Annotated in this window: 17 protein-coding genes; 8 read left to right on the forward strand and 9 right to left on the reverse strand. The window is 73.4% G+C overall.

What is annotated here, in order from left to right:
• Window positions 1-95 precede the first annotated feature (95 nt).
• Window positions 96-1,268 carry a CapA family protein gene (locus tag ACZ60B_RS06545; RefSeq protein WP_469384734.1) on the reverse strand — a complete coding sequence of 391 codons (1,173 nt, stop codon included), beginning with the start codon at window positions 1,266-1,268 and terminating at the stop codon, window positions 96-98.
• A gap of 211 nt (window positions 1,269-1,479) precedes the next feature.
• Here ACZ60B_RS06545 and ACZ60B_RS06550 point away from each other — a divergent pair, with 211 nt between their 5' ends.
• The 3 genes from ACZ60B_RS06550 to ACZ60B_RS06560 all read left to right on the forward strand — a co-directional run bounded on the left by ACZ60B_RS06550 (window position 1,480) and on the right by ACZ60B_RS06560 (window position 3,472).
• Complete coding sequence (locus ACZ60B_RS06550; RefSeq protein ID WP_469385066.1) at window positions 1,480-2,025, forward strand: sigma-70 family RNA polymerase sigma factor; 546 nt, start codon at window positions 1,480-1,482, stop codon at window positions 2,023-2,025.
• Between the two features lie 136 nt (window positions 2,026-2,161).
• Window positions 2,162-2,677, forward strand: coding sequence for a hypothetical protein (locus tag ACZ60B_RS06555; protein ID WP_469384736.1), 516 nt, complete (start codon window positions 2,162-2,164; stop codon window positions 2,675-2,677).
• A 141-nt stretch (window positions 2,678-2,818) separates the two neighbouring features.
• Window positions 2,819-3,472, forward strand: coding sequence for a zf-HC2 domain-containing protein (locus ACZ60B_RS06560; RefSeq protein WP_469384739.1), 654 nt, complete (start codon window positions 2,819-2,821; stop codon window positions 3,470-3,472).
• A 140-nt stretch (window positions 3,473-3,612) separates the two neighbouring features.
• Here the strand turns inward: ACZ60B_RS06560 and ACZ60B_RS06565 are convergent, their stop codons facing one another.
• Both ACZ60B_RS06565 and ACZ60B_RS06570 read right to left on the reverse strand, forming a co-directional pair.
• Window positions 3,613-5,700 (reverse strand): SpoIIE family protein phosphatase, encoded by a 2,088-nt coding sequence (locus ACZ60B_RS06565; RefSeq protein WP_469384740.1) that lies wholly within the window; start codon window positions 5,698-5,700, stop codon window positions 3,613-3,615.
• 83 nt (window positions 5,701-5,783) lie between these two features.
• Complete coding sequence (locus tag ACZ60B_RS06570; protein ID WP_469384742.1) at window positions 5,784-6,257, reverse strand: hypothetical protein; 474 nt, start codon at window positions 6,255-6,257, stop codon at window positions 5,784-5,786.
• Between the two features lie 142 nt (window positions 6,258-6,399).
• Here ACZ60B_RS06570 and ACZ60B_RS06575 point away from each other — a divergent pair, with 142 nt between their 5' ends.
• A complete protein-coding gene (locus ACZ60B_RS06575; RefSeq protein ID WP_469384744.1) occupies window positions 6,400-7,824 on the forward strand; it encodes a lipase maturation factor family protein in 1,425 nt (474 codons plus the stop codon).
• An 81-nt stretch (window positions 7,825-7,905) separates the two neighbouring features.
• Here ACZ60B_RS06575 and ACZ60B_RS06580 read toward each other — a convergent pair whose 3' ends face one another.
• The 4 genes from ACZ60B_RS06580 to ACZ60B_RS06595 are packed head-to-tail and all read right to left on the reverse strand — an operon-like array spanning window position 7,906 to window position 11,909.
• Window positions 7,906-8,772: an amidohydrolase family protein gene (locus tag ACZ60B_RS06580; RefSeq protein ID WP_469384745.1), complete on the reverse strand. Its 867-nt coding sequence runs from the start codon at window positions 8,770-8,772 to the stop codon at window positions 7,906-7,908.
• A 34-nt stretch (window positions 8,773-8,806) separates the two neighbouring features.
• The gene (locus tag ACZ60B_RS06585) at window positions 8,807-9,793 is read right to left on the reverse strand and encodes an aldo/keto reductase (RefSeq protein WP_469385068.1); all 987 of its coding nucleotides are present in this window, start codon (window positions 9,791-9,793) and stop codon (window positions 8,807-8,809) included.
• A gap of 20 nt (window positions 9,794-9,813) precedes the next feature.
• Window positions 9,814-10,572 carry an SDR family NAD(P)-dependent oxidoreductase gene (locus ACZ60B_RS06590; protein WP_469384747.1) on the reverse strand — a complete coding sequence of 253 codons (759 nt, stop codon included), beginning with the start codon at window positions 10,570-10,572 and terminating at the stop codon, window positions 9,814-9,816.
• Complete coding sequence (locus ACZ60B_RS06595; RefSeq protein WP_469384749.1) at window positions 10,569-11,909, reverse strand: enolase C-terminal domain-like protein; 1,341 nt, start codon at window positions 11,907-11,909, stop codon at window positions 10,569-10,571. The genes ACZ60B_RS06590 and ACZ60B_RS06595 overlap by 4 nt, the downstream gene beginning before the upstream one ends.
• Window positions 11,910-12,182: 273 nt before the next feature.
• On the opposite strand from ACZ60B_RS06595, the gene ACZ60B_RS06600 reads away from it, so the two are divergent.
• Both ACZ60B_RS06600 and ACZ60B_RS06605 read left to right on the forward strand, forming a co-directional pair.
• On the forward strand, window positions 12,183-12,923 hold the full coding sequence (locus tag ACZ60B_RS06600) for a FadR/GntR family transcriptional regulator (RefSeq protein WP_469384751.1): 741 nt from the start codon (window positions 12,183-12,185) through the stop codon (window positions 12,921-12,923).
• 159 nt (window positions 12,924-13,082) lie between these two features.
• A complete protein-coding gene (locus tag ACZ60B_RS06605) occupies window positions 13,083-14,426 on the forward strand; it encodes an amidase (RefSeq protein ID WP_469384753.1) in 1,344 nt (447 codons plus the stop codon).
• 90 nt (window positions 14,427-14,516) lie between these two features.
• Here the strand turns inward: ACZ60B_RS06605 and ACZ60B_RS06610 are convergent, their stop codons facing one another.
• On the reverse strand, window positions 14,517-14,690 hold the full coding sequence (locus tag ACZ60B_RS06610; RefSeq protein ID WP_450662976.1) for a hypothetical protein: 174 nt from the start codon (window positions 14,688-14,690) through the stop codon (window positions 14,517-14,519).
• A 461-nt stretch (window positions 14,691-15,151) separates the two neighbouring features.
• Between ACZ60B_RS06610 and ACZ60B_RS06615 the strand changes: the two genes are divergently transcribed.
• Together ACZ60B_RS06615 and ACZ60B_RS06620 are read left to right on the forward strand one after the other, a co-directional pair.
• The gene (locus ACZ60B_RS06615) at window positions 15,152-15,601 is read left to right on the forward strand and encodes a hypothetical protein (protein ID WP_469384756.1); all 450 of its coding nucleotides are present in this window, start codon (window positions 15,152-15,154) and stop codon (window positions 15,599-15,601) included.
• Window positions 15,602-15,672: 71 nt separating this feature from the next.
• Window positions 15,673-16,482 (forward strand): SDR family oxidoreductase, encoded by an 810-nt coding sequence (locus tag ACZ60B_RS06620; RefSeq protein ID WP_469384758.1) that lies wholly within the window; start codon window positions 15,673-15,675, stop codon window positions 16,480-16,482.
• Here ACZ60B_RS06620 and ACZ60B_RS06625 read toward each other — a convergent pair.
• Window positions 16,461-17,954, reverse strand: coding sequence for an SDR family NAD(P)-dependent oxidoreductase (locus ACZ60B_RS06625; RefSeq protein ID WP_450662973.1), 1,494 nt, complete (start codon window positions 17,952-17,954; stop codon window positions 16,461-16,463). The two genes, ACZ60B_RS06620 and ACZ60B_RS06625, sit on opposite strands and share 22 nt — an antisense overlap.
• Window positions 17,955-18,051 lie beyond the last annotated feature (97 nt).

Here is an 18,051-nt window from a genome sequence, read left to right on the forward strand (position 1 = left end):
ACTCGGCTCGGACCGGGGTTCCGGGCCCGGCGCCCGACCGGACGTGAGCCGGACCCCGCATGGCCGGACCCGGCGTGAGCCCGGTCGCCCGCCGCTCACTCCCCCATGGTCAGGCCGTCCTTCGCCGCACCCCGGCTGAGGACCACCTCCCGGATGCGGTCGCGCATGCCCTCGACGTCGGCCCCCTGGGCGAGCGCCTGGTTGAGGTCCACCACGCGCCCGGCGTCGAGGTCGAACATCTGCGGGACGAACTCGGCCCTGCTCACCTCCCAGCGCCCACCGGGCCGGGACGGCGGGCTGAAGGTGAAGCGGCCGATCGTGGACTGGTTGCCGCGCGGGTCCCGGACGCCCTGGCGGTCGCGCGCCTCACCGGCGACCTGGTCGCCGGTCCCGTACACCACCCAGGTGCCGTTGACCTTCTCGTACGCCTGCGGGACATGGGCGTGGGTGCCGACGATCAGGTCGATGTCGGGGCGCCCGCCGGTGCGCGCGGCGGTGAGGCGCCGCGCGAGGCTCCGCTGCCGGTCGTCCGGCGCGTCCTGCCACTCGGTGCCCCAGTCCAGGGAGACGACGACCACGTCGGCGCCCGCCTTCCGGGCGGTCCGGGCGTCGGCGAGGACGCGGTTCTCGTCGACCGGGTTGACGGCCCACGACTGCCCGTCGGGCAGCGGGCGCCCGCCGGTGCCGGACGTGTAGGCGAGGTGGGCGACCGCCGCGGGTCCCGCGCGCAGCATCGTGACGGTACGCGCCTCGGCCTCGGTGCGGGCCGTTCCGGCGTGGGCCATGCCCACCGCGTCGAGCGCGGCGAGGGTGCGCTGGATCCCGGGCGCGCCGTCGTCGAGGCTGTGGTCGGACGCGGTGGCGCAGCCGTCGTAGCCGGCGGCGGCGAGTGCCAGGGAGATCTCGGGCGGGGACACGAGGGGGGTGGGACTGCCGGGGTCGTCGGCGGCGCCGTACACCGTCCCCAGGTGACACAGCGCCAGATCGGCCCGGGAGACGGCGGATTCGGCACCGGCGAGCATCGGCCGGAAGTCGTAGCCCGTGCCGCCCGCGTCGAAGCGCGCCCGCTCGATGATCGAGCCGTTCGGGATCAGGTCCCCGGAGGCGACCAGGGTGAAGCCGCGGGCCGCGGCCGCGGACGGGCCCGGCAGGGCGGGCCCGCCGAACCGGTCCGGTCGGTCGGCCTCCTGCCGGTGGGCCTGGCAGGCGGCGGCCGCGGTGAGAATGGCCGTCAGGGCCAGGGCCACCTGCCGTCTGCGTGCGATCATCACTCACCCCATTGCGATCGTATTTACCCATAAATAGGTACGGGATTGGCAGTCGTCGCAAACAGCCCCGGCACCCCCATCAACCCATTGGATGCGCACGACTGGGACAGACGGACCGTTCGTCGAACCGTTCGCCGACGCGATCGACCGTCCGCCGCAGATCCGTGCGCGCGCCCTGTCCCCACGCCGCGCCCTGCGCTCCCATACGGCCATGACGGCCGGAACCATCCTCATGAAGTCGACGACCGCCGAACACGAGCTCGTCGCGCTCCAGCGCGAGCACGGACGGCCGCTCTTCGCCCTGCTGCTGAGGCTCTGCGACGGCGACCGACAGCGCGCCGAGGACCTCGTCCAGGAGACGCTGGTACGCGCCTGGCAGCACCCCGAGGCGCTGCGCGCGGACGACTTCACCTCCGTACGGCCGTGGCTGCTGACCGTGGGGCGACGTCTGGCGATCGACGCGCGGCGGGCCAGGCAGGCCCGTCCGGCCGAGGTCGGGGACGCCGTGCTGGAGCACGCGCCGGTGTGCGCCGACCACGCCGAGCGGTCCGCCGCCATGCTCGATGTGCGCGAGGCTGTGAAGACACTCACTCCGGAGCACCGCGAAGTCCTGGTGCTGGTGTATTTCCTCGGGGCCAGTGTGGCGGAGGCCGCCCAGGCCCTCGGCATCCCGCCGGGTACGGTGAAGTCCCGGGCATACTACGCGCTGCGCGCCCTGCGCCGGGTTCTTCCGGGATACGCGGCCGACCTGCGCTGAAACCAGTGGGAAAGTCAAACCTCCGTAAAGCGCCTTGCTGTGGGACCCGGTTGAGTAATCCGCTGTCCTCATCCGTGTTCCGGACCGGGGGCCCGGGTTCGGGCAACGCGCACGCAACGGAGGAAGGCAGGAAGGGATGCTGCACAGAGGTGAGCAGGAGACGGACGGCACCGACGGCGGTGAACTGACCGTCCCCATGGCCTGGTTGTATGCCGAGTACATCGCCGACGAACTGCTGCGGACCGGCGATCTGATGCCGCCGACGTCCTTCGAGTTCCGCGCCGGGCGGGACGCCCTGGCCCTCACGATCTTCCTGTCCGACACGGACGGCGAGCTCTCCGGCATCCGGGTCATCACCCAACTGGAGACCTGGCTCTCGCTGACGGCGTACGACCAGCCGTGGCAGGAGTGGGTGCACGAGCGGATGACCCAACTCACCGCCGACGCGGCCGAGTCGGCGGGACCGGCGGCGGACCTGGAGCTGGCGGCGACGGCCTGGCGCTGGCTCCGGGAGACCGAGCTGCTCGCACCCGATCTGAACGCCGTACCGGGCGGAGGTTCGCAGGTCGGCGAGGACGACGGACCGAAGGTGTGGACGCCCGCGTGGCAGCTCGGACTGCCCCTCGGACACCTCGCGATCCATCTTTTCTAGAATCCGACCAATCCGTGGAACCGACGGCTACGAACTCGTTGGTTACGATTCGGTGCGGGCCTTGAGTGATTCGGCAGCCTGGTGCGTACCGGTGGGAGCAAGCAGTAACCCCACCGACACCCAAAGGCACAAGGATTCCGCATGAGGTCCCTGGAAAGGCATCGAGACGTCGGCGCGTACGCGCTCGGCCTCCTGGACGAGGTGGAGGCCTTCCGCTTCGAGGACCACCTCATGGAGTGCCCTCAGTGCGCCGCGCAGGTCACCGAATTCGGCCCCACGGCACGGCAGTTGCTGCTGTACCGGAAGGCGACGCCGCGCTCCGTGCACCCGATGGCCGGTCCCGGCCCCCAACTGCTGGACAGGCTCCTGGGCGAGGTCGCCTCCCGGCACCGGGCCCAGCGCCGCCGGCTGCTGTTCGCCCTGGCCGCCTCCGTGGTGGTCGCGCTGGCGGGAGGCGTGCTCTCGACCACGCTGGGCGGCGGCAACGAAACGGCACGGGTCACGGCGACCGACGAACGGTCGGGCGTCTGGGCCCAGCTCACGACCCAGGACGAGGCGTACGGCAGCGAGGTCGAACTCCAGGTCAAGGACGGGGCGGGCCCGCGCTCCTGCCGCCTGGTCGCGGTCGCCGGCGACGGCTCGGAGCAGACCCTGGCGAGCTGGATGGTCCCGACCCACGACGCCCGCCCCCTCACCATGCACGGCGGCTCGACGCTCCACTCCGACCAGATCGTCCAGTACGAGGTCCGCACGGCCGACGGCGAGCACCTGGTGACCCTGCCCGCACCGAACTGAGACCCGGTCCGGAAGGGGACGCTTCACGGAGTCGCCGCCTCGGGGAGTTCCGGCCTACGTCCAGAGTGCCGGCAGGGGGCGCGCCCTGGCCGGACGCCGACGGACCCCGGCCGAAGCGGGCCGGGCGCCGGCCGACGTGGTCAGGGCCGCTCGGGCATCACGAACTCGCACCACACGCACTTCCCGCCGCCCCGTGCCTCCACGCCCCACATGTCGGTGAGCCGGTCCACCAGCAGCAGACCCCGGCCCGCGACCCCGGCCTCCCCGACCTCACGACGGCGCGGCAGGGCGCTTGAGGAGTCCTCGACCTCGACCCGCAGCCGGCGACCCGCGCCGACGAGGACCCGCAGGGTGAGGATCGCGGCGCCCTCGGTGTGCATGAGCGCGTTGGTGATCAGTTCATCGGCCACCAGTTCGACCTCGTCGGTGCGGTCGCGCGCGCCCCAGGAGCGGACCGCGGTCCGCAGCATGTGGCGGGCGTGGATGAGCGCCTGCGGATCGCCGGGGGCCACGTGCTGGCGGATGCGGCCGCCGGACTGCCGGCTGTCCGGGCGGCGGCGGTGCAGCAGGAGCAGCGCCACGTCGTCGTCGCCGCCGCGTTCGTCGGCCACCTCGATCAGCCGGCCGGCCAGCTCGCGGACGCCGTCGGGGCCCTCGGCGACGAGCGCGGTGAGCGTCTTCATCCCGTCGTCGAGGTCGGCACCGGGCTGTTCGACCAGGCCGTCGGTGCACAGCAGCAGGGTGTGGCCGGGATCGAGCTCGATGGTGCCGACCGGGTAGGCGAGGCTGCCGAACTCCGCGGACAGGCCCAGCGGCAGCCCGCCCGGGACGGCGACCCGGCGGCAGGTCCCGTCGGGCGCCCGCAGCAGCGGGTCGAGGTGGCCGGCCCGGACCACCTGGACCACGCCGGTGGACAGGTCGGCCTCCGCGTACAGGCAGGTGGCGAAGCGCTCGGTGTCCAGTTCGCGCAGGAAGAGGGAGGCGCGGGCCATCACGGTGGCCGGCGGGTGCCCCTCGGCGGCGTAGGCGCGCAGCACGATGCGCAGCTGGCCCATGACCGCGGCAGCGTGCGTGTCGTGGCCCTGGACGTCGCCGATGACGGCGCCGACCCGCCCGCCCGGCAACGGGATCAGGTCGTACCAGTCGCCGCCGATGTCCCGGCCGTGGGCCCCGCCGACGCTGGCCGCCCGGTAGCGGACCGCCACGTCGGCGCCGGGCACGCTGGGGATGGTGCGCGGCAGCATGGCCTGTTGCAGGCCCTGGGCGATGTCCTTCTCCTGCTCGTAGAACATGGCCCGCTGCAGGCTCTGGGCGATGCTGCTGCCGAGGGCGACGAGGATGTTGCGTTCCTCGGGGGTGAAGCCGCGGCGGTCGCCGTAGAGCAGGCCCATGGCGCCGATCGGGCGGGCCTGCACGATGAGCGGCAGATAGGCGGCGGAGGTGATGTCCAGGTCGGCGAGGCCGGGCCAGAGGACCGGGTATCCGGCGGCGAACTCCTCCGGCGACTCGATGAACCGGGGGCTGAGGGTGCGTACGACCTCGCTCATCGGGTACGGGTCGTCGATGCGGGTGACCAGGGTGCCGGGCACGAAGCTGCCCTCGGGCCCCTCGGCGACCAGCCGGATGCGGCCCGCCTCGACGAGCCCCATGACCAGGCTGGTCGCCCCGAGGTGGGTGAGACCGTGGGTGTCCTTGAGCACGTCGATGACGTCGCGGACGGTACGGGCGTGGGCGAGGGCGGCCGTGGTGAGCTGTACGACGTTGGTCTGCTCCCGGCGGGCGTCGTCCAGGTCGGCCGCGTCCTGACGTTCGGCGAGGTCGCCGAGTTCCTGGGTGGCGTCGCGGACGATGCCCACGATCCGGCGCGGGCGGCCCGTCTCGTCGCGTCTGATGTAGCCCTGGGTGTGGGTCCAGCGCAGGGTTCCGTCGCGGCAGCGGAGCCGGAAGTAGGCGCCGTAGTTCTCGCTGCCGTCCTTGATCGCCTGGGTGACCAGGGTGTCCAGCCGCAGGCCCTCGGTCTGGGGGACCCGCACGGAAAGGGTCTCCGGGTGTCCGTCGTATTCGTCGGGGCGCACGTCGAAGATGTCGTGGGCGAGGGCGTCCATGTGGAGCAGGCCCGTGTCCAGGTCCCAGTCGAAGCTGCCCATGCGGTTGAGCGCCAGAATGGGATCCGGGTGGGCGGGCCAGTCGTCCGGGAGTGACACGGCGCTCGCTCCCCGATCAGCCATGGGCCCACTTTGCCAGTATTCGTCTGATTCTTCGACCGGTGCGCACGGTCCGTCGCCCCCGGTGCGCACGGCCCGGCACCGGATCAGTGGGCGAAGAGATCGGTGGGGCTGTCGAAGATGCTTCCGGCGGCGCCGTCCGCGAGGTCGCCCGCCGCACCGCCCACGAGGCCGGAGTCGTCCGCGCCGGCCGTGCCGGTCAGGCCGTCCGTGCCGACCACACCGTCCGTGCCATCGGTACCGTCCGTACCGACCGGGGCGCCGGAGTCGTCACCGGTGTCCGGGTCGTCGGGGATGAGGCCGCCGCCGTCGGGCAGGTCCGGTATCTCCGGCACGCGCGCGGGGCCCACCTCGTCCGAGAGCGAGTCCGGGGCGCTCGTCGCGGCGGCGATGCCGGACTCGCCCGGCAGGGCGGCGTGGCGCGGGTCCACGTCGGTGCGCGGCCGGGGCGACCCCGTGGTCCGCCCCGGCCGCTCGGGCGCCCCTTTGCCGCAGCCGGCCACCAGGAGCGCCGTCGAGAGCGCGCAGACCAGGACGAAGGTTCTGATGATTGTCCGCACCGCGCACTCCTGGATCATTTTGAATGATTCACATCATTTCGGGTGATTCAGGACTATTGTTTGCGTCATTCACTTGGGTTACGCAACCGGAGGCATCGGACACGGAGCGTGAGGGCGGCAGAATGGAGGAGAGGGAGCGGCCGTGAACTGGTTCAGCGCAACCGAGTACGGGCTGACCCGGCTGGTCTTCCAGCGGGGACTGGCCGCCGTGTACCTCGTGGCGTTCCTGGCGGCGGCCCGCCAGTTCAGGCCGCTGATGGGCGAGCGCGGGATGCTGCCGGTGCCCCGCTTCGTCGCCCGGATGCCGTTCCGGCTGGCGCCCAGCGTGTTCCATCTGCACTACTCCGACCGCTTCTTCGCGGGCTGGGCCTGGGCGGGCTGCGCGGTCTCGGCGGCCCTGCTCGCGGGCGTGGACTCCCTGCTGCCCCTGTGGGGCGGGATGCTGCTGTGGCTGCTGCCCTGGGCGCTGTACCTGTCGATCGTGAACGTGGGCCAGACCTGGTACTCGTTCGGCTGGGAGTCCCTGCTGCTGGAGGTGGGCTTCCTGGCCGTCTTCCTGGGCAACGACAAGGTGGCCCCGCCGGTGGTGGTGCTGTTCCTGCTGCGCTGGATCCTGTTCCGGGTGGAGTTCGGGGCGGGTCTGATCAAGATGCGCGGCGACGCGTGCTGGCGGAAGCTGACCTGTCTCTACCACCACCACGAGACCCAGCCCATGCCGGGACCGCTGAGCTGGTTCTTCCATCGTCTGCCCAAGCCGCTGCACCGGGCGGAGGTGGCGGCCAACCACGTCACCCAGCTGATCGTCCCCTTCCTGCTGTTCACCCCGCAGCCCGTCGCCGGAGCCGCCGCGGCCCTGATGATCGTCACCCAGCTGTGGCTGGTGCTGTCGGGCAACTTCGCCTGGCTGAACTGGATCACCATCGTGCTGGCCGTGCCCGCGCTGCGGCTGCCCGGATCCCCGCCGCAGCCGTCCGCGGCACCGCTCTGGTACGAGGTGGTGGTCCTCGCCGTCGCCGCGCTGCTGCTGTTCCTCAGCCACCACCCGGTGGTGAACATGATCTCCCGGCGGCAGGTCATGAACCGGTCCTTCGACCCGCTGCACCTGGTGAACACCTACGGCGCGTTCGGCAGCGTCAGCCGGGTCCGCTACGAGGTGGTGGTCGAGGGCACGCGCGACGCCGCGCCGCACGAGGACGCGGACTGGCGGGAGTACGAGTTCCGGGGCAAGCCGGGCGACCCACGGCACTGGCCGCGCCAGTTCGCTCCGTACCATCTGCGGCTGGACTGGCTGATGTGGTTCGCCGCGCTGTCGCCCGGCTACGCCGGGACGTGGTTCGGCGCGCTGGTGGAGCGGCTCCTGGAGAACGACCGCGACACGCTGAAGCTGCTCAGGCGCTCCCCGTTCCCGGCGGACGAGCCGCCGCACTTCGTCCGCGCCCGCCTCTTCCGCTACCGCTACACCACCTGGCGCGAACTGCGGGAGACCGGGGCGTGCTGGGAGCGGGTGTACGTACGGGAGTACCTGCCGCCGACCCGGCTCGCGGGAGTGGCCCAGCGGTCGTCCTGAGCGCCGCCTCCACCTGCCGACGCCGTCGGGAGGGTGCCCAGCGGCGTCGGCAAGGTGCCCGGCGGTGTCGGCCGGTGGCGCTCAGGGCGCGGGCGTCCCGGGCGCCGGTCCGAGACCGTAGACCGCGGTGGCGGTGCCCTCGAAGAGCAGCGCGCGCTCGGCCCGGCCGAGCCCCGCGGTCAGCCGTCGCGCGGTCGCGTGCACCTCGGCGTAGGTCGCGGCCAGCGTGCACACCGGCCAGTCCGAGCCGAACATCAGCCGGTGCGGGCCGAAGGCGTCCAGCACGGTGTCCGCCCAGGGGCGCAGATCGGCCGTCCGCCAGGTCTCCCGGCCGGCCTCCGCGACCAGGCCCGACAGCTTGCAGACCGTGTTGGGGCGGGCGGCGAGGGCGCGCACGGCGCTCGCCCACGGCTCCCGCCCGCCCGAGGCGACGGGCGGCTTGCCCAGATGGTCGAGGACGAAGGTGAGCCCCTCGTGGTCGGCGGCGGCCGCCGCGCAGGCGGGGAGCTGGTGCGGCAGCACCACGAGGTCGTGGACCAGTCCCGCCGCCGCCACGGCGGCCAGGCCACGGCGTACGTCCGCACGCAGCAGCCACCGTGGGTCCGGCTCCCCCTGGACCTGGTGGCGGATGCCCTTGAGGCGGTCGCCGCCCGGGAGTTCGCGCAGCCGGGCGAGTTCGTCGGCGACGTCCGGGCGGGTGAGGTCGGTCCAGCCGACCACCCCGGCGATCAGCTCGTGCCCGGCGGCCAGCGCCAGCAGTTCCGGGGTCTCCTCGGCCACGGTGACCGTCTGGACGAGGACCGTGCGGTCGACCCCGGCCGCGCGGGCCTCGGGTTCGAGGTCGCCGATCGTGAAGTTCCGGCGCAGCGGCCCGAGTCCGGGGGCGTGCAGCCAGTCCTGGTCCCGGACGGACAGGTCCCAGACGTGGTGGTGGGCGTCGACGGTCACGACGGCTCCCGGACTCCGGTGCGCGGGGCGCGCTTCATGTCGGCTCCTCCCCCGGGACGGGCGCCTCGGCGGGCAGCAGGCCGGTGTCCCGCAGTTCCCGCCAGAAGGAGGCGGGCACCGGCGTCGCGAACCGGGTCGCGCAGTCGTCGACTTCGGCCGCCGAGCGGGCGCCGACGAGGACGCTCACGACCGCCGGGTGCGCGGCGCAGAAGGCGAGCGCGGCGGCCCGCAGGGTGGTTCCGTGCCGGTCCGCGACGGACTTGAGTCGGCCGGCGCGGGCCAGCAACTCGTCCGGGGCGACCGCGTAGTTGTAGGTCGCGCCCGGTCTCGGGTCGGCCAGCAGGCCGGAGTTGAAGGCGCCGCCGACGACGACGGAGGTGCCGCGGGCGAGGGCGGCGGGCAGCAGGCCGGTGAGCGCGCTCTGGTCGAGCAGGGTGTAGCGGCCCGCGCACAGCACCACGTCGACGTCGGTCTCCCGGACGAAGCGGGTGAGCATCTCCGCCTGGTTCATGCCCGCGCCGATCGCGCCGACCACGCCCTGCGCGCGCAGCTCAGCCAGCGCCGGGTAGCCCTCGCGGAAGGCCTGTTCGGCGTGGTCGTCGGGATCGTGGAGGTAGACGACGTCCACCCGGTCGAGGCCGAGCCGGTCCAGACCGGCGTCCAGGGCGCGCCGTACGCCGTCCGCGCTGAAGTCCCACACGCGGCGGTGGGTCGCGGGCACGGCGAACCCGGCCGCGAGGTCGTCGCCCGTGCCGTCCGACGGCTCCAGGCGGCGGCCCACCTTGGTGGAGACGGTGTACTCCGACCGCGGACGGCCGCGCAGGGCGGCGCCGAGGCGGCGCTCGGACAGGCCGAGGCCGTAGTGCGGTGCGGTGTCGAAGGAGCGGATGCCGTGCCGCCAGGCGGCGGTGACGGCGGCGTGCGCCTGCTCCTCGCCGACCTCGGTGAACAGGTTGCCGATCCCGGCGCCGCCGAAGGCCAGGGCGGTGACCTCGACGCCGCTGCGGCCGAGGGTGCGCACCGCCGCGGCGCGGGGCGTGCTCATCGTTGTGCCGCGGGGCGCGGGCGCAGGCCCTGCATCCCGCCGTCGACCGCGAGCGCGGTGCCGGTGGTGGCGCCGGACAGCGGGCTCGCCAGATAGGCGATGGCGCCCGCGACCTCGGCCGCGGTGACCAGCCGGCCGCTGGGCTGGCGGGCCTCCAGCGCGGCCCGTTCGGCGGCCGGGTCGTCGGCGGCGTCCAGCAGCCGCCCGATCCAGGGGGTGTCGGCCGTACCGGGGTTGACGCAGTTGACGCGGATGCCCTCGTGGAGGTGGTCGGCGGCCATGGCGAGGGTGAGGGCGAGCACGGCGCCCTTCGTCGCGCCGTACAGCGCCCGCCGCGGCAGACCGGCGGTGGCCGCGATCGAGCAGGTCTGCACGACGGCCGCGTGGGCCGACTCGCGCAGGTACGGCAGCGCGGCGCGGGCGGTGCGGACCATCCCGAGGACGTTGACGTCCAGCACGCGGTGCCACTCGGCGTCGTCGTTGTCCTCGACGGTGCCCTGCGCGCCGATGCCCGCGTTGTTCACCAGGACGTCGAGTCCGCCGAGGTCGGCGACGGCGGCGGCCACCGCCTGCCGTACGGAGGCGTCGTCGCCGACGTCGGCGCGGTGGGCGAGCAGGGGCTCGGTCACGGCCGAGGGGTCCAGGTCGAGGACGGCGACCCGGGCGCCCCGGGCGGCGAGCAGTTCCGCGGTGGCCCGGCCGATGCCGGAGGCGCCGCCGGTCACCAGCGCCTTGAGGCCGTCGAAGTCGCTCATGCGGCCTGCCCCTCGCGCGATGCGAGGTCGGCGGCCCAGAAGGTGCCGCCGGGGTAGGTGTACCGCTCGATCGAGTCGGGCCGCAGGGCGGCCGAGAAGCCCGGCGCGGCGGGTGCCGTGTAGTGGCCCTCGCGGACGACCACCGGGGCGACGAAGTGCTCGTGCAGATGGTCGACGTACTCGATGACCCGGTCGTCGGTGGTGCCGGAGAGCGCGACGTAGTCGAACATCGACAGGTGCTGGACGAGTTCGCACAGCCCGACCCCGCCGGCGTGCGGACACACCGGCACCCCGGACTTGGCCGCGAGCAGCAGCACGGCGAGGTTCTCGTTGACACCGCCGACCCGGGCCGCGTCGAGCTGCACGATGTCGACGGCGCCGGCCTGGAGGAGCTGTTTGAAGACGATCCTGTTCTGGACGTGCTCGCCGGTGGCCACCTTCACCGGGGCGACGGCCCGGCGGATCGCCGCGTGGCCGAGGATGTCGTCGGGGCTGGTGGGCTCCTCGATCCAGTAGGGGTTGAACTCGGCCAGCGCCCTGGTCCAGGCGATCGCCTCGTCGACGTCCCAGCGCTGGTTGGCGTCGATCGCCATCCTGATGCCGGGGCCCACCGCCGCGCGGGCGACCCGGCAGCGGCGTACGTCGTCCGCCAGGTCCGCGCCGACCTTCAGCTTGATCTGCCGGAACCCGTCGGCGACGGCCCGCGCGGCGAGCCGGGCGAGCTTGTCGTCGTCGTGGCCGAGCCAGCCCGGTGAGGTGGTGTAGGCGGGGAAGCCGTGCTCCAGCAGGCGGGCCCGGCGCCCGTCCGCGCCCCGCCTGCCCCGGCGCAGCAGGTCCAGGGCCTCCGCGGGGGTCAGCGCGTCCGAGAGGTAGCGGAAGTCGACCTGGTCCACGAGCCAGGCCGGGTCCGCGTCGGCGAGGAGCCGCCACAGCGGCTTGCCCGCGCGCTTGGCGGCGAGGTCCCACGCGGCGTTGACGACGGCCCCGATCGCCATGTGCATCACGCCCTTCTCGGGCCCGAGCCAGCGCAGTTGGCTGTCGCCGGTCAGGTCGCGGCCGAGGCTGCCGGGGTCGGCGCACAGCTCGGCGACGTCCCGTCCGACCACATGGCCGCGCAGCGCCTCGATCGCGGCGACCTGCACCTCGTTGCCCCGCCCGATGGTGAAGGCGAAGCCGTGTCCCTCGTCCCCGTCGGCCGCGTCGGTGCGCAGGACGACGTACGCCGCCGAGTAGTCGGGGTCCGGGTTCATCGCGTCGGAGCCGTCGAGCTCGCGCGAGGTGGGGAAGCGGATGTCGTAGGTGTCGACCGCGACGACACGGGCGCGGGACGGGGACACGGGAGACGACGATGACGGCGGGGACGACGATGACGGCGGGGGCACCGGGGACGACGCAGAGGGCACGACGGGCCTTTCGGTCGACTGCGGGACGGGGAACTCGGGGGACGCGGTTCGGCTCCTGGCGGTGTTGCGGTCGAGCGGCTGCCCGCATAATTATCGGACCACTTCGGGAAAACGGCCCCCTTCGGGGGCGGATGTCCCCGATTTCGAGCCCCAGTGGTCGGACCACCTGCGTGGTCGGATCGCGGCGCGTACGACGGGAGGAGCGGCGTGGACGAGACCGGGGCGCGGACCGGCGGGCGGGAGGCGGGAGGCGGGGCCGACCGGTCCCGGGGCACGGTGACCCAGCGCGCCATCGAGCGGATCAAGGCGATGATCGGCCAGGGCCTGCTGGAGCCGGGCCAGCGGCTGCCGACGGAACGCGACCTCGCCGCCGAGCTGGGCATCTCGCGCAGCTCGATGCGGGAGGCGATCCGCGCGCTCACGGTCATGGGCGTGCTGGAGGCCCGGCACGGCTCCGGTATCTACGTCACCCGGCTGGAGGCCGGCGACCTGCTGGAGACCTTCGGTGTCGTCGCCGGTCTGTCCCGCGGTCCGCGGCTGCTGGAGCTGCTGGAGGTGCGCCGGGTGCTGGAGTCCACGGCGGCCGCGCTGGCCGCCGCGCGGATCACCCCGGACCGGCTCGCCGAGGTCGAGCGGCATCTGACCGCCATGAACGCCACGGACGACCCGGAGGAGATCCTCGCCCACGACCTGGCCTTCCACCGCGAGATCGCGGCGGCCGCGGGCAACGACACCATGGCCGCGATCCTGGAGGGCCTGTCCTCGCGCACGTTCCGGGCCCGGGTCCGGCGCGGCTGTCAGGAGGAGGGGGCCTTCGCGCGCACCCGCCGTGAACACGCGGCGATCCACCGCGCGCTGGCCGCCCGGGACCCCGACGCGGCCCGCGCGGCGGCGGCCGCGCACGTGGGTGAGGTCGAGGAGTGGCTGCGCGGACAGGTCGAGAGCTGAGCCCCGGGCGGGAACTCGATCACCACCTCTCGACGCGGGGCCTGCGCAGGTGCATTGTTCTCCCAGAGTTCTCCCTCGGCACTGGAAGTTCGCCCTCGGAACTCCCGCTCAGCACCGCCAGTACTCGCAAGTAGCACCACTCCGCACCAAGGAGCGCCCGTGACCAGCTGGGTCGGCCGGACCGCCGCAGAGATCGCCGCCGCCGTACGCGAGAAGCGGGCCGTGCCCCGCGAGGTAGTGGCCGAGCATCTCGCCCGGATCGAGCGCCTCGACGCCGGCGTCGGCGCCTTCCGCACCGTACGGGCCGAGGCGGCGCTGGCCGAGGCCGACGAGGTGGCCGGCCGGGCCGATCTGGCCGAACTGCCGCTCGCGGGCGTGCCGGTGGCCGTCAAGGACAACCTCGCGGTGCGCGGCGAGTCCACCCGGATCGGCTCGGCCGCCACCCCGGACACGCCCGCCGCCGAGGACCATGTCACCGTGGCCCGGCTGCGGGCGGCGGGCGCGGTGGTCGTGGGGCTGACGAACGTGCCGGAACTGTGCATCTTCGGTACCACGGAGGGCGTCCACGGCACGGCCCGCAATCCGTGGGACCCCTCGCGCACGGCGGGCGGTTCGTCGGGCGGCAGCGCGGCCGCGGTCGCCGCCGGGATGGTACCGATCGCCCTCGGCAACGACGGCATGGGCTCCTTGCGGATCCCGGCGGCCAACTGCGGCCTGGTCACCATCAAACCGGGCCACGGGGTCGTGCCCGCGGGGATCGGCGACGGCGACTGGTTCGGCATGTCCGAGAACGGTCCGCTGGCCACCACGGTCGAGGACGCACGGCTGATGTTCTCGGTGCTGGCGGACACGGAGCTCACGCGCGGGGAGGAGCCCGGCAGGCGCCGGATCGCCGTGTCGGTGCGCAGCCCGCTGGCCGGGGTCACGATCAGCGCGCCGTACACGACCGCCGTGCGGGAGGCCGCCCGGCTGCTGGCCGGCGCGGGTCACGAGGTACGCCGGGCCGAGCCGCCCTACCCGCTCTCGCTCGGTGTCACCTCGCTCGCGCACTGGACGGCGGGCTCGGCGGTCGACGCCCGGGGGCTGGACCGGCGGCTGCTGGCCCGGCGCACCCGGGTGCACGCCACGGTCGGGCAGCGGTTCCTGGACGGGGTGCGCACCGGTGAGGGCCGCGAGCGGCTGCGGCGGCGGCTGGAGCCGTTCTTCGCCGAGCACGACATACTGCTGACCCCGGCGCTCGCCCGGCGCTCGCCGAGGTCGGCGCCCTGGCACGAGCGCGGCTGGGTGCGCAATGTGCTGGTCAACACGAACTACTCGCCGCTGACCCCGCCGTGGAACCTGACCGGCTGGCCGGCGATGGCGGTACCGCTCGGCACGCTGCCCTCGGGCGCCCCCACCGCCGTACAACTGGTGGGGCCACCCGGTTCGGAGGGGCGACTGCTGCGCCTGGCGGAACAGTTGGAGGAGCTGCGGCCCTGGCGGCGGACGGCGCCGCTGGACTAGAAGGAGTCTCCCCGCTTGGCTGATCCGCATGGGCGTGAGTCGGACACGCCCATGCGTGCGGCGATCGCGACGGTCCTGCCCCGGGAGGGATCAGTCCACGCTGGGCAGGATGTGGGGCTCGGCGAGGTCGTCCTCGTAGCCCGCCAGGCGGATCGGGGCGGACCGGGCCCACACGTCGAGGCTGCCGATCTCCCCCGGCCGGCGGCCCCTGCGCTCCGTGCGTTCCTTGGGGCGCTCCTCGCGATTCGTCTTCTCTGGTGTCACCGCGCACTCCTTATGTGTCGGTCACCCTCGGGACGTACCGACCGGTTCTCCGGCCTTCTGTCGACGCCCGCTCGGGTCATTTCCGGAAGCGGTTCGGACGCGGTGGCGCCGGCTGACTCGCAGTGAGAGCAGGCCGCTGTGGACCGGCTTGTCCCATGACGGACTTCGGGTGTGGGTTGGACCCCTTACTGCTGTCCGTCGGCTACAGATTAACCAAATGAGCGGGGCAGTGCTCAGTGGGTGGTTAAAACTTGGGGTAACTCTGGCAAGTCACCCTCGCGCATCACCCTTTGATTTAAACCTATTTGTCGGCTTCCGCGCCTTTCAGTTATCACTCGTTCGGCCTACTGCGGGGAAAGTGACGTCGAGGGGCCGGGCAGTTCAAGTGCCGTTGGCCCAGTGGCAAGCAGGCCATGATCTGCTGATGTACCGCAACGGCTGTCTCGCGGGAGGACCGACGCATGGAGCTGCACAGCGTCGAGGAGCTGATGGACCTGCTGTACGCCTGCCGGGGCGTCCGCGACACCCGGGAGCCCGCCCGGACCCCGGTCGACCTGCACGAGCACGCGCTGCGGACGGCGGCCCTGCTGCGCCGAAGCCGCCCCGCCGACAAGGAACTCCAGGTGACCGGCCTGGTGCACCCCATCGGGCAGCTGCTGCGGCCCGGCGATCCGGCCGGTCAGGCCGCCCACGCCGCCGACGCGGTGCGACTGCTGCTGGGCCAGCGGGTGTCCCGGCTGATACGCCGGCACCCCTGGCTCAGCGGCTCCGCCGAGGACGATCTGGCGAGCCTGCGCCAGGCGGCCGAGGAGGGCCGCGGCGCCGGGTTCGACGCCGGGGTCCTGGAGGACTGGCGGACCGTGCTGGAACTGGTGGCCGAGCGGCACTCGACCCTGCGGGCGGTGGACTGAGGACCGACCGGCCGGAGCCGACTCCGCTCCCCGCCCTGGTAACTGACGGACCGTCATGAGACGGTACGCGGATGACGTCGTCCTCCGGACTGGCGGGCCGCACCGCCGTCGTCACCGGGGCCACCCGAGGGATCGGGCGCGCGATCGCCCGGGAGCTCGCCGCCGCCGGGGCGCGGGTGTGCGTCACCGGGCGGGACGCCGACGCGGTGCGGCGGACCGCCGCGGAGCTGGGCGGCATCGGGCTCGCGGGCAGCGTGGCCGACCCCGGGCATCCGCGTGAGCTGACCGAGCTGGTGCTGCGCGAGTACGGGCGCATCGACGTCGTGGTCAACAACGCGGCGACGAACCAGCCGTACGGGCCGCTGATGGCCGTCGACCCGGAGGCCTGGCGCGCGGCGTTCGCCGTCAACGTCGAGGCGCCGCTCCGGCTGGTGCAGTGCGCCTGGCACGCGTGGCTGCGGGAGCACGGGGGCGCGGTGGTCAACATCTGCACCGAGGGCGCGGAGCACGTCGGCCCGCACGTCGGCGCCTACGGGACCAGCAAGGCGGCCCTGCTGCACCTCACCCGGCAGCTCGCGGGCGAGCTGGCGCCGGGGGTGCGGGTCAACTCCGTCTCCCCCGGCCTCGTCCGCACCGACCTGGCGCGGTTCGTGTGGGAGCCGGGCGAGGCGGAGGTGGCCGCGGGGCTGCCGGCGGGCCGGATCGGGGAGCCCGAGGACGTCGCGCGGGCGGTGGCCTGGCTGGTGTCCGACGCGGCGGCCTGGATCACCGGGGCCGACCTGCTGGTGGACGGCGGCACCCGGGTGCGGGCCGCGTACTCCTCAGCGGGGTACGCGGTCCACGACCGGCTGCGCGGGGCTCACCACTTGCCCGGCGCGTAGTCCTTCATGAAGACGCCGTACAGGTCCTCGCCCGCCTCGCCGCGCACGATCGGGTCGTAGACGCGGGCCGCGCCGTCGACCAGGTCGAGGGGGGCGTGGAAGCCCTCGTCGGCCAGCCGCAGCTTGTCGTAGTGCGGGCGCTCGTCGGTGATCCAGCCGGTGTCGACCGAGGTCATCAGGATGCCGTCGGTGTCGAACATCTCCTGGGCGCTGGTCCGCGTCACCATGTTCATGGCGGCCTTGGCGGCGTTGGTGTTCGGGTGGCCCGCGCCCTTGTAGCCGCGGCCGAACACCCCTTCCATCGCGGAGACGTTGACCACGTACGCGCGCTTCGCGGACGCCCTGCGCGCGGCCTCGGCCATCTGCGGCCGCAACTTGCTGATCAGGATGAACGGCGCCGTGTAGTTGCAGAGCTGGGTCTCCAGCAGCTCCACGGGCGAGATCTGCTCGATGGTCTGCACCCAGGTGTTGGTGTCGACCACGTCGGGGACCAGACCGCCGGCGTCGATGGCCGTGCCCTCGCGGTGGCGGACCACGCTGGCGTTGCCGGCGACCAGGGCGAGATCGGCCACCTTCTGCGCGTCCAGACCGCTGACCCCGACCGGCAGCGCGGTCAGTCCGTCGACGGCGCCGGAGTTGAAGGCGCCGATGATCTGGCGGGCGGGCAGCTCACCGGCCGGCAGCGGGGCGCTCTCGCCCTCGACGAGCGCGGCGTACGCGGACGGCAGCCGCCGTACGGTCTGGGTGGCGTTGTTGATCAGGATGTCGAGCGGGCCCTGCGCGGCGATCCGGTCGGCGAGCTCCACGGCCTGGGCCGGGTCGCGCAGGTCGATGCCGACGACCTCCAGGCGGTGGATCCAGTCCGCCGAGTCGTCCATGGCCTTGAACCGGCGGACGGCGTCGTTCGGGAAGCGCGTGGTGATGGTGGTGTGGGCACCGTCACGCAGCAGCCGCAGCGCGATGTACATGCCGATCTTGGCGCGGCCGCCGGTGAGCAGCGCGCGCTTGCCGGTGAGGTCGGTGCGGGCGTCGCGGCGGGCACGGTTCTCGGCGGCGCACGCCGGGCAGAGCTGGTGGTAGAAGTAGTCGACCTCGACGTAGCGGGACTTGCAGGTGTAGCAGGAGCGCGGGCGCTGGAGTATCCCCGCGATCTGCCCCTCCTCGGTCACCGACGACGGCAGGATGCCCTCGGTCTCGTCGTCGATGCGCTGGGCGGAGCCGGTCGCGGTGGCCTCGGTGACCGCCCGGTCGTGCGCGGTCTTGGCGGCCCGGCGCTCCTGGCGGCGGCGCTGCTTGACCGTGCGGTAGATGGCCGCGGTGGCCCGGCGCACGGTGATCGCGTCGGGGTGGTCGACGTCCAGTTCGTCGAGTTCCTCGAGCACGCCGAGGCAGACGGCCAGTCGCTCCGGGTCGATACCGGGCCCGTACACCACGTCGTCCGTGGTCGTCGTGCCGTGCTCTGTCACCGTCATCGCGCTGCCGTTCCCTGGGGTCCCGTCGCGGCGCTCCGACCGCGCTCGCTTTCGAACGGGGAATTCTACGGAGCGCCCGACCCCGGGACAAAACCGC

This window comes from Streptomyces sp. NPDC104096 (genome assembly GCF_055584385.1).